Source organism: Paraburkholderia sp. A3BS-1L (assembly GCF_051125215.1).
Taxonomy (GTDB): Bacteria; Pseudomonadota; Gammaproteobacteria; order Burkholderiales; family Burkholderiaceae; genus Paraburkholderia.
In genome coordinates, this window is the sequence record NZ_CP120443.1 from 77,077 (window position 1) to 90,996 (window position 13,920).

13 protein-coding genes are annotated in these 13,920 nt (G+C 65.5%); 4 read left to right on the forward strand and 9 right to left on the reverse strand.

Annotated features, from left to right (window positions below; genetic code table 11):
- Positions 1-16 precede the first annotated feature (16 nt).
- The 3 genes from P5W99_RS15600 to P5W99_RS15610 are packed head-to-tail and all read right to left on the reverse strand — an operon-like array spanning position 17 to position 3,645.
- Positions 17-808: an enoyl-CoA hydratase/isomerase family protein gene (locus P5W99_RS15600; protein ID WP_434664487.1), complete on the reverse strand. Its 792-nt coding sequence runs from the start codon at positions 806-808 to the stop codon at positions 17-19.
- Between the two features lie 23 nt (positions 809-831).
- Complete coding sequence (locus P5W99_RS15605; RefSeq protein ID WP_421045302.1) at positions 832-2,439, reverse strand: carboxyl transferase domain-containing protein; 1,608 nt, start codon at positions 2,437-2,439, stop codon at positions 832-834.
- A gap of 24 nt (positions 2,440-2,463) precedes the next feature.
- Positions 2,464-3,645 carry an isovaleryl-CoA dehydrogenase gene (locus P5W99_RS15610; RefSeq protein ID WP_421026094.1) on the reverse strand — a complete coding sequence of 394 codons (1,182 nt, stop codon included), beginning with the start codon at positions 3,643-3,645 and terminating at the stop codon, positions 2,464-2,466.
- 270 nt (positions 3,646-3,915) lie between these two features.
- On the opposite strand from P5W99_RS15610, the gene P5W99_RS15615 reads away from it, so the two are divergent.
- Entirely contained in the window at positions 3,916-4,662 is a 747-nt protein-coding gene (locus P5W99_RS15615) for a TetR/AcrR family transcriptional regulator (RefSeq protein ID WP_421026095.1), read from the forward strand.
- 64 nt (positions 4,663-4,726) lie between these two features.
- Entirely contained in the window at positions 4,727-5,737 is a 1,011-nt protein-coding gene (locus P5W99_RS15620; RefSeq protein WP_421026096.1) for a DUF2891 domain-containing protein, read from the forward strand.
- A 59-nt stretch (positions 5,738-5,796) separates the two neighbouring features.
- On the opposite strand, the gene P5W99_RS15625 is transcribed toward P5W99_RS15620, so the two are convergent.
- From P5W99_RS15625 to P5W99_RS15650, 6 genes are all read right to left on the reverse strand, one after another.
- Positions 5,797-7,296 (reverse strand): chemotaxis protein CheW, encoded by a 1,500-nt coding sequence (locus P5W99_RS15625; protein ID WP_421026097.1) that lies wholly within the window; start codon positions 7,294-7,296, stop codon positions 5,797-5,799.
- An 80-nt stretch (positions 7,297-7,376) separates the two neighbouring features.
- Positions 7,377-7,874: a chemotaxis protein CheD gene (locus P5W99_RS15630; RefSeq protein WP_421026098.1), complete on the reverse strand. Its 498-nt coding sequence runs from the start codon at positions 7,872-7,874 to the stop codon at positions 7,377-7,379.
- Positions 7,861-8,712 (reverse strand): CheR family methyltransferase, encoded by an 852-nt coding sequence (locus tag P5W99_RS15635; RefSeq protein WP_421026099.1) that lies wholly within the window; start codon positions 8,710-8,712, stop codon positions 7,861-7,863. The genes P5W99_RS15630 and P5W99_RS15635 overlap by 14 nt, the downstream gene beginning before the upstream one ends.
- 15 nt (positions 8,713-8,727) lie before the next feature.
- Positions 8,728-10,425, reverse strand: a complete 1,698-nt coding sequence (locus tag P5W99_RS15640) for a methyl-accepting chemotaxis protein (RefSeq protein WP_421026100.1) — start codon at positions 10,423-10,425, stop codon at positions 8,728-8,730.
- 254 nt (positions 10,426-10,679) lie between these two features.
- Positions 10,680-12,131: a DUF3443 family protein gene (locus P5W99_RS15645; RefSeq protein WP_434663690.1), complete on the reverse strand. Its 1,452-nt coding sequence runs from the start codon at positions 12,129-12,131 to the stop codon at positions 10,680-10,682.
- Positions 12,132-12,145: 14 nt separating this feature from the next.
- On the reverse strand, positions 12,146-12,616 hold the full coding sequence (locus P5W99_RS15650; protein ID WP_421026102.1) for a DUF2844 domain-containing protein: 471 nt from the start codon (positions 12,614-12,616) through the stop codon (positions 12,146-12,148).
- Positions 12,617-13,025: 409 nt separating this feature from the next.
- On the opposite strand from P5W99_RS15650, the gene P5W99_RS15655 reads away from it, so the two are divergent.
- The gene (locus P5W99_RS15655; protein ID WP_421027039.1) at positions 13,026-13,376 is read left to right on the forward strand and encodes a hypothetical protein; all 351 of its coding nucleotides are present in this window, start codon (positions 13,026-13,028) and stop codon (positions 13,374-13,376) included.
- 21 nt (positions 13,377-13,397) lie between these two features.
- Positions 13,398-13,919, forward strand: a complete 522-nt coding sequence (locus P5W99_RS15660; protein WP_421026103.1) for a YMGG-like glycine zipper-containing protein — start codon at positions 13,398-13,400, stop codon at positions 13,917-13,919.
- The last annotated feature ends 1 nt before the right edge of the window (position 13,920 follow it).

The following is a 13,920-nucleotide window of genomic DNA, read 5'->3' on the forward strand; positions in this document are numbered from 1 at the left end:
GTCGATTACGCTGCGATCACGCGGGATCACGCCAGCGCGGTGTGCGCTTTTCGAGGAACGACGACACACCGTCGCGACCCTCCTCGCTCGCGCGAATGCGGGCAATGCGCATGGCGGTGTCTTCGATCAGCGCATCGTCGATCGATTCGCCCGCGATGTCCTGCACGAGCTGCTTGCATTCGCGCACCGCGTTCGGGCTGTTTGCACAAAGCGTGCCGGCGATGCGCGCCACTGTGGCGTCCAGTTCGTCCGCGCTCACCGCCTCGCTCACGAGGCCGAGGCGCAGCGCCGTCGCGCAATCGAGCGCCTCGGCCGTGACGAAGTAGCGGCGCGACGCCTGCTCGCCGAGCGCGCGAATCACATACGGCGCGATGGTCGCGGGCATGAGCCCGAGGCGCGCTTCGGAAAGGCAGAAGTTCGCGGTCTGCGCGGCCACGACGACATCGGCCGCGCACACGAGACCCATGCCGCCGGCGTACGCGTCGCCGTGCACGCGCGCGATCACGGGCTTCGGACAGCGGTAGACAGCGGAGAGCATGTGCGCGAGGCGCATGGCATCGGCGCGGTTTTCCTGGTCGGAGTAGCCGGCCATCTTGCGCATCCAGTTCAGGTCCGCGCCCGCGCAGAACGCCTTGCCGTTGCCCGCGAGCACGATGACGCGCACGTCGTCGCGTGCGCCGAGCGCGGTGAAGGCGGCCGTGACATCGGCAATCATCGTCTCGTTGAACGCGTTGCGCACGTCGGGTCGATTGAGCGTCACGGTCGCGACCTGGGCCTTCACGTCGACCAGCAGCGTTTCGTATTGCATCGTCATGGTCTGGTTCTCCGCGCTTACATGCGGAACACGCCGAAGCGCGTGTCTTCGATCGGCGCGTTCATCGTGGCCGACAGCCCGAGACCGAGCACGTCGCGCGTCTGGGCCGGATCGATCACGCCGTCGTCCCACAGGCGCGCGCTCGCATAATACGGATGCCCCTGGCGCTCATACTGGTCGCGGATCGGCTGCTTGAAGGCCTCTTCCTCTTCCGCGCTCCACGTGCCGCCCTTGCCTTCGATGCCATCGCGGCGCACCGTGGCGAGCACGGAAGCAGCCTGCTCGCCGCCCATCACCGAGATGCGCGCATTCGGCCACATCCACAGGAAACGCGGCGAGTATGCGCGGCCGCACATTCCGTAATTGCCCGCGCCGAACGAGCCGCCGATGATGACCGTGAACTTCGGCACCTTTGCCGTGGCCACCGCGGTCACCATCTTCGCGCCGTTGCGCGCGATGCCTTCGTTCTCGTACTTGCGGCCCACCATGAAGCCCGTGATGTTCTGCAGGAACACGAGCGGAATCTTGCGCTGGCAGCACAGCTCGATGAAGTGCGCGCCCTTGAGCGCCGACTCGGAAAAGAGAATGCCGTTGTTCGCGACGATCCCCACCGGGTGGCCCCAGATATGCGCGAAGCCCGTGACGAGCGTGGTGCCGTAGCGCGCCTTGAATTCGTCGAAGGCCGAGTCGTCGACGATGCGAGCGATCACCTCGCGCACGTCGAAAGGCTTGCGCGTATCCACGGGAATCACGCCGTAGACGCTCTTTGCGTCGTAGCGCGGTGGCAGCGGGTCGCGCAACACGACAGGTGGCGTTTTCGTGCGGTTCAGGTTGCCGACGATCGAACGCGCGATCGCGAGCGCATGTGCGTCGTTCTGCGCGAGATGATCGGCCACACCGGAAAGACGCGTGTGCACGTCGCCGCCGCCGAGATCCTCGGCGCTCACTTCTTCGCCGGTTGCAGCCTTCACGAGCGGTGGCCCGCCCAGGAAAATCGTGCCCTGGTTCTTCACGATGATCGACTCGTCGCTCATCGCCGGCACGTAAGCGCCGCCCGCGGTGCACGAACCCATCACCACGGCAATCTGCGGAATGCCTTGCGACGAGAGATTCGCCTGGTTATAGAAAATGCGGCCGAAGTGGTCGCGATCGGGGAACACATCGTCCTGGTTGGGCAGATTCGCACCGCCCGAATCGACGAGATACACGCACGGCAGATGGTTTTCCTGCGCGATTTCCTGCGCGCGCACGTGCTTCTTCACGGTCACGGGATAGTACGTGCCGCCCTTCACGGTGGCGTCGTTGCAGACGATCACGCATTCCTGGCCCGCAATGCGTCCGATGCCCGTGATGATGCCCGCGCCCGGCGCGGCGTCGTGATACATGCCGTAGGCCGCAAGTTGCGAGAACTCGAGAAACGGCGTGCCCGGGTCGAGCAGTTGCGCGATGCGCTCGCGCGGCAGCAGCTTGCCGCGCGAGACGTGCTTGTCGCGCGCCGCCTCGCCGCCGCCGAGCGACAGCTTCTGGATCTTCTCGCGCAGGTCCGCGACCAGCGCCTCGAGCGCGGCGGCATTCGTCTTGAAGTCATCCGAGCGCGGATTGAGCTTCGATTCGATGATCGGCATCTCGTCTATCCTCAGGATTGCGAATCAGGCGGTTTCCGCGAACAGCTCGCGGCCGATCAGCATGCGGCGAATCTCGCTCGTGCCCGCGCCGATTTCGTAGAGCTTCGCGTCACGCCAGAGGCGCCCGACCGGATACTCGTTGATATAGCCATTGCCGCCGAGGATCTGGATGGCCTCGCCGGCCATCCACGTGGCCTTTTCGGCGGTGTAGAGAATCACGCCAGCGCAGTCCTTGCGCACCTGGCGCACGTGCTCCGTGCCGATCGAGTCGAGCTGGCGGCCAACCGCGTAGAGATACGCGCGGCAGGCCTGGAAGGTGGTGTAGAGATCCGCGACCTTGCCCTGGATGAGCTGGAATTCGCCGATGGCCTGGCCGAACTGCTTGCGCTCGTGAATGTACGGCACGACCGCATCCATCACGGCCGCCATGATGCCCGTGGGGCCGCCCGCGAGCACGGCGCGCTCGTAATCGAGGCCGCTCATGAGCACCTTCACGCCGCCGTTGAGCTGACCGAGGATATTTTCCTCGGGCACTTCGACGTCCTGAAACACGAGCTCGCCCGTGTGCGAGCCGCGCATGCCGAGCTTGTCGAGCTTTTGCGCCACGGAGAAGCCCTTCATGCCCTTCTCGACGATGAACGCCGTGATGCCGCGCGGGCCCGCTTCGAGATCCGTCTTCGCGTAGACCACGAGCGTGTCGCAATCGGGGCCGTTGGTGATCCACATCTTCGTGCCGTTGAGCACGTATTTATCGCCCTTCTTATCGGCACGCAGCTTCATGCTGACCACGTCCGAGCCGGCGTTCGGCTCGCTCATTGCGAGCGCGCCCACGTGCTCGCCCGAAACGAGCTTCGGCAGGTACTTGCGCTTTTGCGCCTCGGTGCCGTTGCGGTGGATCTGGTTCACGCACAGGTTCGAATGGGCGCCATACGAGAGGCCGACCGACGCCGAGGCGCGCGAGATTTCCTCCATCGCCACCATGTGTGCGGTGTAGCCCATGTTCGCGCCGCCGTATTCCTCGGAGACGGTCATGCCGAGCACGCCCAGATCGCCGAACTTGCGCCAGAGGTCCATCGGAAACTGGTCGGTGCGGTCGATCTCGCCCGCGCGCGGGGCGATTTCCTTTGCCGCGAAGTTCGCGATGCTGTCGCGCAGCATTTCGACTTCTTCGCCAAGCGGGAACTGCAAACCGGGTACGTTGCTCATCTGCGTGTCTCCTGTCGATAGGACCTGGCGCTTTAGCGCCAGGTCCTATCCCATGCAAAGCTCAATTGGACGCGGGCCTTTTCGCGGGTGACGCGACTGGCCCTTCGGGGACATATTTCACGCCACATTTACGTTAACGTCAATAGGTATTTTTGAGCTGCACTCAGATTTCTTATTTCACCGCTGGAACTGCATGATTACCGCCTTGAAAAGCGGGAAACCTGGTGCATAATCTGCATCAATCCCGCCGAGAACTGAATTTAGCTCAGAATGTCGACCGCACCCACTTCCTTCATGCCCGCGTCGCGCCGCCAGCCGGCGGGCCGCAAGTCCCAGCAGCGCGTCAAGGAGATTCTCGAGGCGGGGCGCGAGGTGTTTTCCGAAAAGGGCTACGCGCGCGCCACCACAGCCGAGATCGCGCAGCGCCTGTCCATTTCCGAAGCCACGGTGTTCAGCTACTTTCGCGGCAAGCGCGAACTATGCGCGCGCGTGATCGGCGACTGGTATGACGAATCGATCGAGGCCATCGAGGCGGGCCTGCCGCACGACGGCACCGTGCGCCAGCAGTTTGCATTCATCGTGCGCATGCATCTGCGCCTGATGCTGGAGAGCGGCACGGGCATCTGCGAACTGGTGCTCTCGGAAGGGCGTACGCGCCATCACGAACTCAGCGAGGCGCTGACGGAAATGCAGCGCCGCTACACGGCGCCGCTCATGCGCGTGCTCGCGCGCGGTCAGGAATGCGGGCAGATCCGCAACGACATGCCGCTGCGCCTGCTGCGCTCCCTCATTTTCGGGCCGATGGAGCATGTGCTCTGGGACGCAACGCTCGCTAACCGCCGCACCGATATCGACGCCACGGCAGAGAAGCTCGCCGATGTGTTGTGGAATGCACTGCAACCGCCCAATATCGAACTGGCCGCGCTAGCGCAATTCAGCCAGGACGTGAACGAGGCGATGCGCCGCCTCGAAAGCGAACGCGCGCCGCGCAAGGCGGGCGGCCAGGTTTCGCGCTAAGCTGGCGCTTTCGCATCCGCGCGCTTCCAGCGCCCCGACGCCCAGTCGCCACGCACAGACCGCCATGCACGCTACGCTCACCGCTGCGCTCGCCTCCCGCTTCGCATCTCTCGCGCTCGCTCACCTCACGCGCGAATATCCGAACAAGCTCACCCATTCGCTGGCCGGGCCGCAGGACGTACAGCGGCCGCGCGCGCTGCATCCGGTGTTCTACGGCAGCTACGACTGGCATTCGTGCGTGCATGGCTATTGGCTCGTCGCGCATCTGCTGGAGCACTTCCCGGACTTGCCCGAAGCCCCACGCATCGTCGCCGTGATCGACGAGCATTTCACCGATGCGAAGATGGCCGGCGAGCGCGCCTATCTCGACCTCGAACATAATCGCGGCTTCGAGCGCCCTTATGGCTGGGCCTGGCTGCTCGCGCTCGCGGCGCAACTGCACGGCATGAAGTCGCCCGAGGCGCAGCGCTGGTCGCGCACGCTCACGCCGCTCACCGAGGCGTTTGTCGAGCGCTTCGAGGAATTCCTGCCGAAAGCGACGTACCCGCTGCGCGTGGGCACGCACTTCAACACCGCGTTCGCGCTCACGCTCGCGTACGACTTCGCGCGCCAGACCTCGCGCGATGCACTTGCGCGCCTGATCGAAGACACGGCGCGGCGCTGGCATACGAACGATGCGGGATGCCAGGCGTGGGAGCCGTCGGGCGACGAGTTCCTCTCGCCCACGCTGATGGAAGCCGTGCTGATGAGCCGCGTTATGAGCCGTGAAGAATTCCTCGCGTGGTTCGGGCGCTTCCTGCCCGCGCTGGCCGCGCGCGAGCCGGCCACGCTGTTTCAGCCCGCCACGGTCACCGACCGCACCGACGGCAAGATCGCCCATCTCGACGGCCTGAACCTGAGCCGCGCGTGGTGCCAGCGCACGCTCGCGCGCACGCTGCCTGCGGGCGACGCGCGCGCGGACGTCCTGCGCGCAGCGGCGCAGACGCACCTGGACGCAGCGCTCGATCACGTCGCCGGCGACTATATGGGCGAGCACTGGCTCGCCAGCTTCGCAACGCTCGCGCTCGAAGCCTGAACGCCGCGCATTGCAGATCGCGCGCGCCGCTGGCTCAGCGGCGGCGCGCAAACCCACGTTCAAAACGCTGCCGCTTCCTCGGCCACCCGCTCGCACAGCGGGACAGGGTCGAGCAGCATCAAGGTGCCCTGTCCCGGCAACTCCACCGCCTCGCGCATGTCGCCGCGGGTCTGCGTGCCAGCAGCGCGCGTGAACATCTCGGGCATCGTCAACTGCGCACTGCCGTTGAGCGTGACGATGTCCTCCACTGAATCGACCAGCAGTCCGTATTTTTCGCCGCGATGCTCGACGATCAGAATCTTCGCGCGCGCGAGGTCCTCGTAGGGCGGCATCGCATACATCGAACGCACGTCGATAACGGTCACGAGCACACCGCGCAAGTTCAGCACGCCGCGCACGAACGACGGCAGGCCCGGCGTCTTGACGATGTCGTCGCGGTAGTCGATCACCTCGCGCAACTCGGCAATGCGCACGCCGATCAACTGGCCGATGCGGAAGGTCACGAGGGTTTGGCGCGTGCCGCCCCGCTTTCGAGCGGAATCGGCCGCCTGCGCCGCGTTGCGGTAGAGATCGCGATGCGTCGCCGCCAGCGTCGCGAGGCGCTCGTTCGCAAAGAGCGCGCCGGCGTTCACGAGCAGCACGCCGGTCGAGTCCCCCGCTGCGAGGTAGCCCGCGAACAACGAGCGATGCGCGCCCCCATATGAAGGCATCTGCAATAGCTCGTCTTCGTGGTACGCGACGATGCTCGCGACTTCGTCCACCAGCAGACCGAAGCATCCCTCGTCCCGGTTGAGCACCACGATGCGCCGCTCCTCGGCGGCCACTGTGGCCGCAGCGACATCAGGCGCGCGCGCAAAGCCGAGGAACGCGCCGAAATCGAGCACCGGCACGGTTGCGCCGCGCAGGTTGAGCATGCCGATGCACACGTCGTCGGCCATCGGCGAATGCTGCAGCGCCGGCACGCGGATGATCTCCTGAATCGCCCCCATCGGCAGCGCGAGCGCGGTGCCCCCCACCTTGAACGACACATTCTGGCGCCGCTGCCCCTGCTGCGCCCTGCGCTCCGTTGTGCGCGCAACTGGTTGCGCGAAATGCGGCACGTCGCGCAGCCCGAGCAGCGCCGCCGCGGAAAGCACCTGCAGAATGCGCTCGCCGCCGTCGAGCTTGAGCACCGCGCCGATCGCCGCCGACGCGCCGCCTTCGACGGGCTCAATCGCAATCACCTGATCTTTGGGCACGCGCAGAATCTCGCCGGTCGCGTCGAACCGCAGGCCCACGCGCATGCCCGACGCCTCCACAATGGCGATCTTGCGTGCGAGCGCCGTGCCTTCGTCGGGCAAGTGCAGCAACTGGTGCAGATCCACGACGGGAATCAGCGTGCCGCGCAGATTGAACAGCCCGAGCAGATAGGGCGGCGCGAGCGGAACCGGCGTCAGCGCCTCGGGGTGATTGACGACCTCCTGGAGCGCCGCGACGGGCAGCGCGAGCTCCGTGCCGGCCAGCAGGAACGATCCGTACAGCTCGAGCTGGCCGCCCGTGGCGAGCGTTCGATGGTTCATCGTGAAGCTCCGTAGCTAATGAGAACGAGAAGCGGCGAACTCGATGCGCGAGCTCCGGGAATGCGCGGCGGGCGCATGGTTCACCCCGGGCGCGAAAAGCGGCGCACGGCGTAGTCCTGCTGCCCGCAATCGATGGTCAACTGCCGGCCGCACTCGCCGCCCACATCGGTATGGATCACGCGCACGCGCGCATGCGCGAGCAGTTGCTGCGCCATGCGCACGTTCAACTCGCCTATCGGCTCGTGAATCGTGGTGCGGTGATGCATCATGTTGGCGCCGCCCGCCAGCACCGCTTCGATTTCTCCTTCGGCCGCGCCCTGCGCGCCCATCATCGAGATCAGCGCGGGCAATGCGTCCACCACGTATTTGGCGTCCTGGCCGGCGCGCTCCGCTGCCGTCCCGCGCAGCTTGCCCACCGGCTGCGGCAGCAAGCAGTGCGCAAGCCCGCAGGCGCCGCGCGCGCGCCACAGCAGTCCGATGCCCACGCACGAACCCAGCGTCGCGCGCAGGATGCGGGCGTCTTCGCGGGTGCTCACCGCGATCTCGCACATCCGCACCTGCACGTCACGCGTGCTCATGGTCGCGCTCCTCGCGAAGCTGGCCGTTGCGATAGACAAGGGGCTGCTCGAACGTAAAGCCCGTCGTCACGCGGCTCAGCGACTCCGATTCGCCCACGATCAGCACGGCATCGGGGCGCATCGCGCGGCGCACGTTCGCGAGCACGGCCCGCTGCCCTTCGAGGTCGAAGTAGATCAGCACGTTGCGCAGCAGCACCAGATCGAACTGGCCCAGATCGCGCGGCGCGGCATAGAGATTGTGGCGGCGAAACGCGACATGGGCACGCAACGCGTCGACCACGTCCGCCTGCGACGCATCGCTGCGAAAATACTTCTGCAGCAGCGCGGCATTGCGCTCGCGCAAGCCTTCGAAACTGCGCCCCTTGTAACTGCCCGCGCGCGCGCTCGTCAGGATGCCGTCCGAGATATCGGTGCCGACGATCGCATAGCGAAACGCAGCCTCGTGCGCCCGGAACTCCTCGCAGAGCATGGCCGTGGACCAGGCCTCCTCGCCGCTCGACGCCGCCGCCGACCACACGCGCAGCGTCTCGCCGCGATGGGCCGCGTGCCATTGCGGCAGAAAGGTCTGCGCAAAGTACTCCCAGATGCAGGGCGTGCGAAAGAACGATGTCTCGTTCGTCGTTACGAGGTCGATGAAATCGCCCACCTCATCGGCATTCGTATCGAGCACCTGCAGATAGTCGCGGTAATCCGGCAAACCGAGCGCCATCACGCGGCGGCGCAGGCGGCCCTTGAGCATGGTCCACTTGCGCTCGTTCATGGCGATGCCGGTGTGGCGGCGCACCTGCTCGAACAACGCGCGCTGCACCGACGGTTCGACATCCTGATCGATATCCACACTTCCCCCGGCGTCCTAGACCACGAAGCGCGCAACCGTGTTGTCGAGCCCCTCGGCGCCGCCCTTGAGCGATGCCGCCGCGCGCGCGATGGTGTCGCACGCGCCCGCCGACTTCTCCGTCTCCTCCGCCACCTGCTGGATCGCCGCGCTCACTTCGCGCGCGGCCACGAGCTGCTCGTCGGCGCCGCAGGAAATCTCGGAGATCGCCTGGGTGGTGCGGGCTACGCCCGCCACGATCTTCTCGAACGCCTCGCCCGCCTGCTTCGAAATCTCGCTGCCCTGCGCGACCCGCTTGACCGACTCGTTGATGAGCTTCGAGATTTCCTTGGTCGCCTGCGAGGAACGCTCGGCGAGCTTGCGCACTTCGTCGGCGACGACCGAAAAGCCGAGTCCATGCTCGCCCGCGCGCGCCGCCTCGATTGCGGCGTTGAACGCAAGCAGATTGGTCTGGCTCGCAATCTCGCCGATCACCTTGATGATCTCGCCAATGTCTTCCGACGAGCGATTGATGAGCTCCATCGCTTCGATCGAACGCGTCACCGCCTTCGCGCCGCGCTCGGCTTCCTGCTGCGTGTCCTTGGCCAGCTGATCGGCGCCGCGCGAGTTGTCGGCAATCGAGTTGATGGAAGCGGTCAGTTCCTCGATCGATGCGTTCATTTCCTCGACGGTCGCACCAAGCAACTGCGCGCCGCCCGCCACCGTGTCCGCGCGCGCGGCAATGTCCTGCGACGAGTCCTTGAACGTGCCCGCCGATTCCACGACCTTGCCGATCACGTCCGAAAGATCGCTCATCATGCTCTTGATGCCTGCGGCAAGCTGATCGATCGGCTCGTCCCCGGCCACTTCCACGTGGCCGGTCAAATCGCCCGACGCGGCGTTGCGCACCACGGCGAGCAGCTTCTCGACCTTGAGCTGATCGCTCTGCGCGCGGCGCTTCACGCTTTCTTCGAGCTCGACCTGCGCGCTAACGTCGTTTGCGAACTTGACGACTTTATAGGCGCGGCCGTTTGCGTCGAAGATCGGATTGTAGGTGGCCTGGATCCACACCACGCGCCCGCCCTGGCCGATGCGCTTGTAGCGGCCCGAATCGAACTCGCCGCGATTGAGCTTGGCCCAGAACTCGCTATAGTCGGGGCTCTGGACGTAGGCGTCCTCGCAAAACATGCGGTGGTGCTTGCCCTGGATCTCTTCGAGGCGGTAGCCGAGCGTGTCGAGAAAATTCTGGTTCGCCTGCAGCACGATTCCGTTCGTGTCGAACTCGATTACGGCCTGAGCCTTGTCGATCGCACGCAAACGCCCCTCGTATTCGGCGTGCTGCTCCTTGGCCGCCGTGATATCGGTGGCGAACTTGATGACCTTATAGGGACGGCCATCCTCGCCCAGCACGGGATTGTAGGAAGCGTTGATCCAGATTTCGCGGTCCCCGCGCCCAATGCGGCGGTATTCGCCGCGCTCAAACTCGCCGCGTCCGAGGCGCTCCCAGAACTGGCGATACGCTTCGCCCCGCACATAATCAGGATCACAAAACATTCGGTGGTGCTTGCCGCGCACCTCCTCGAGCGTATAGCCGAGCACCGCCAGGAAATTATCATTGGCATGCAGGACGATGCCCTGCAAGTCGAACTCGATCACGGCCTGCACACGGTTCAGTGCCGCGCTCACTGCACTCAACTCAACCAGTTCGAGCTGACGGTCCGGCGTCGCATGTTCCATCGATTTACCCTCGTTATTGTGTGCGCGTGGCTTTCGAGCCGATCGAGAACGGAAATCCCATGCGGCAGCCCTCGCGCTCACGAATTGGCCGCTCCTACCAGCGCTATATCGGCGCTTGCGCGACACGGCTTGACCAGGGGTTTCCGCCAGGGCAAACGTTTGCGCTGGTGCCGCTCCGGATATTTTCTTTTATGCCTTTAAAGAAAAAGCGCGCCGTTTTGCGGCGCGCTTCTCATGACAGTCGACCGGAAAAACTATCGCGAGAGATACGCAACATAGGGTCCCGTGGCCCCCGCTCCCGACGACGTGCCTTCGATCCCGTAGTAGATGCGCTGGCCGTAGAAAAACGGCATGCCCAGATCGACGGTTTGCGCAAGGAACGTGGCAAGCGTACTGAACGCGAAGTTCAGCGACGCGAACATCGCATCCGCATTGCCAATGACGATGTCCGCGGCGCCAGTCGCGCCGTTCGTGTCGGAGAGCGCGACTGAACGCTTGAGCGGCGTGGCGGGCACATAGAAGCCCTTATCCTGGATGATCGACCAGTCCTCGAAACTCAACGTGTTCGACCCCGAGTCGATGAACGTTTGCACCGTGCTGCCGTTGCCGACGCTGCCTTTGAAATTGCCCCAGTGATCGGTCGCGAGCACGGTTGCGCCCGCACCCGCCAACTGGTTGTTCGCCTGCGTGCCGATGCCGAAGATCACCGTGCCGGTCGCCGTGGGCGCGCCATCGGCGGCAATCGCCGGGGTGTCCACGATCACGCCGTTATTGTCGACCGGAAAGAGCGCCACCGGATTCGTGACCTGGTTCGCAAGCGGCATCGAGATGGGCGTGGCGAGCCCGGTGTCGGCGTAGTAGTAGCCCGTGCGCGGCGTGGGTCGCGTGCACGCCGCGCCGCAATCGTAGCGCGCGACGCCCACGCCGAGTACGCCGTTCGCGCCCAGCACCGCCGGGCTCGTGAGCGCGGTATTCCAGACACACGATGCCGGCGCAGGCGAGGCGATGGCGGCGTCGCCAATTACCTGGATGGGCACGTCGGGAGCCACCTCGCGCGCCAGCTTCACATCCGCCGCGCGCAAGCTTCCCCACGTATAGCCCGAGCCGAACGCGCCACACGCCGCCACGTTCTTGCCACTGGCGGGATCGGTTTGCACGGGCAGTGCGGCGAGCGTCGAGGCAGGAATCGCCGTTGCGTAGAGGCGCAAGCCGAATGAGCCGGTGTCGAGCAACACGTTGTCGATCGTCGCGCAATTCGTCTGCACGCCGCTGCCGGGCTGACACACGGTAACGCTCACGAGCGGGAAGTTGCGCACGGCGCTTGCCGATGAAACGAGCACCGGAATCGTATTGCCGATATCGGCAACGGAACCGCCACCCGACGAAGTGCCGGAGCCTGAACCGCCTGAACCCGAACCGCCTGAACCCGAACCGCCTGAACCAGATCCCCCCGAACCCGATCCGCCCGAACCCGAACCGCTCGAACCCGAACCGCCCGAACCCGAACCGCCCGAACTCGATCCGCCCGAACCTGAACCACCCGAACTCGGGCTCTTGCCGCCCGACGCGCCGCCGCTTGCCGCGTCCGACGCCGCCGAGGCCCCTGCGGCTGTGCTGTTCGATACGGCCGGGCCGTCCCCGCCGCCGCCACAACCCGCCAGCAGCATGCTCGCGCTGAGCGCACAAACCATCATGATCCTGTTCATTGCGCGTTCCCAGCTCATTGGATCAGGTCGGCGTTGAAGCCTTGCGGCAGCGCCTTGGGCAACCACGCACGGCCCGTCAATGCACCCATATGGCCGCCCGTCTCGACGACGAGGTCAGGCTGATGCATGGCAACCGGCCCGTAGCCGCCGCGCCGTGCCGACTGCGCCACCGCCAGCCCCTTTTGCCAGACGGGAAAGTAGTTGCGGCCCAGCAGCGCGTCGAGCGAGCCGATACGCGGGCCACGCCAGGAAACGGCAAAGACGGTGCCGCTGGCGTCGAGATACTCATGGATCACGGTGTCGTTTTCGAGCATGGTCGTCGTGACGGTCCACGTCACGGTGGCCGCGTTGACGGCTGCCATCAAGCGCGTAGCCGGCGTCCGCTGCGCATCAGGAAATGCGAGCGCGCCGCCCAATCCCGCCCATGCGGGCGCAGCGGCGAGTCCTATCGCCACCGCCGTACCCACCGTCAGAATTCCTTTCATGTTGTAGTCCTTAGTAAATCGGTGACGTGCAATCAATAGTCGACGCCTCGCACCGAGCGTGCGAGCGAGTCTAAGCGGGTCGCGGCGTGCACACGGTGACCGGCTAATCGAAATGACTATTTGAATTCTTCACGCCATTACGACGCATCAGCGTCTTACACGCTGAAAGCCCTTGTTCATGGGGGGCGGACGTGCTCAGGCACGGCGACGAGAGGCCACGGACCGCCCTGGCGAACGGTCACATCCTGTCGCATCGTTGTAACAACTCGAAAAATCAGTGGCGCTCGCGTAATTGCATTGAAGGGCGCTATGTCTTAGCGTTTCAGGATGCGCGGGCGCGCAAGGTCAGACCGGCACGAGCGCACCGCCCAATCCCGTTCTGGAGATCGTCGTGAAAAGGTCGAAATGGATGTTCGGGGCCGCCACGGCCGCTCTGGCTGCCCTTGCCGGCGCGAGCGGCGCGGCAAACGCCGCGCGCGTGGGTGTTTTCATCGGCGGCGGCGTACCCTATTACTACCCGGTAGCCCCGGTGCCTTACTACTATGCGCCGGGGCCCGTGATCGTCGCGCCGCCCCCGCAAGCGCCCGAGTACATCGAGCAGGGCCAGCAACAGGCGCAAGCGCCAGGCAACGACTACAACGAGAGCGAAAACAGCGACACGTGGTATTACTGCGACGCGTCAAAAACCTACTATCCGTATGTGAAGCAATGCTCGTCAGGCTGGCGCGCCGTGCCGGCCCAGCCCGCGCCTTCGAACTGATCCGACTACATCGAGTTGCACATGAAAACGACCTGTCTCGCGCTGCTCGCCGCTGCGGGCCTTTTGAGCGCATGCGCCGTGGTCCCGGCCGGACCGAGCGTGATGGCCCTGCCGGGCACCGGCAAGAGCTTCGACCAGTTCCGCAACGACGACTACAACTGTCGCCAGTTCGCCTTCCAGCAGGTGGGCGGCGCCACCACCAACCAGGCCACGACCAATACCGCCGTGGGCAGCGCCGTGGTCGGCACGGCGCTCGGCGCTGCCGCGGGCGCCGCGTTCGGCGGCGGCAACGGTGCGGCCATCGGCGCGGGCGCCGGCCTGCTCGCGGGCAGCGCGGTCGGCATGGGCAACGTACAAGGCTCGGCCTACGACGTCCAGCGCCGTTACGACTACGCGTATCTCCAGTGCATGTACGCCACCGGCAACCGCGTTCCCGTGCCGGGCGGCATGCAGACGCAACAGCCGTACTATCAGCCTCAGCAGCGCTATCTGCCGCCTCCGCCGCCCGGGTCGCCGCCCCCGCCGCCCCCGGGTTCGTATTGAT

Excerpts from the sequence above, each read along its gene's own strand:
- P5W99_RS15600 (WP_434664487.1), bottom strand. The coding sequence starts at position 808 with ATGCAATACGAAACGCTGCTGGTCGACGTGAAGGCCCAGGTCGCGACC.
- P5W99_RS15610 (WP_421026094.1), bottom strand. The coding sequence starts at position 3,645 with ATGAGCAACGTACCCGGTTTGCAGTTCCCGCTTGGCGAAGAAGTCGAA.
- P5W99_RS15620 (WP_421026096.1), top strand. The coding sequence starts at position 4,727 with ATGCACGCTACGCTCACCGCTGCGCTCGCCTCCCGCTTCGCATCTCTC.
- P5W99_RS15655 (WP_421027039.1), top strand. The coding sequence starts at position 13,026 with ATGTTCGGGGCCGCCACGGCCGCTCTGGCTGCCCTTGCCGGCGCGAGC.
- P5W99_RS15625 (WP_421026097.1), bottom strand. The coding sequence starts at position 7,296 with ATGAACCATCGAACGCTCGCCACGGGCGGCCAGCTCGAGCTGTACGGA.
- P5W99_RS15630 (WP_421026098.1), bottom strand. The coding sequence starts at position 7,874 with ATGAGCACGCGTGACGTGCAGGTGCGGATGTGCGAGATCGCGGTGAGC.
- P5W99_RS15650 (WP_421026102.1), bottom strand. The coding sequence starts at position 12,616 with ATGAAAGGAATTCTGACGGTGGGTACGGCGGTGGCGATAGGACTCGCC.
- P5W99_RS15660 (WP_421026103.1), top strand. The coding sequence starts at position 13,398 with ATGAAAACGACCTGTCTCGCGCTGCTCGCCGCTGCGGGCCTTTTGAGC.
- P5W99_RS15605 (WP_421045302.1), bottom strand. The coding sequence starts at position 2,439 with ATGCCGATCATCGAATCGAAGCTCAATCCGCGCTCGGATGACTTCAAG.
- P5W99_RS15615 (WP_421026095.1), top strand. The coding sequence starts at position 3,916 with ATGTCGACCGCACCCACTTCCTTCATGCCCGCGTCGCGCCGCCAGCCG.
- P5W99_RS15640 (WP_421026100.1), bottom strand. The coding sequence starts at position 10,425 with ATGGAACATGCGACGCCGGACCGTCAGCTCGAACTGGTTGAGTTGAGT.
- P5W99_RS15645 (WP_434663690.1), bottom strand. The coding sequence starts at position 12,131 with ATGAACAGGATCATGATGGTTTGTGCGCTCAGCGCGAGCATGCTGCTG.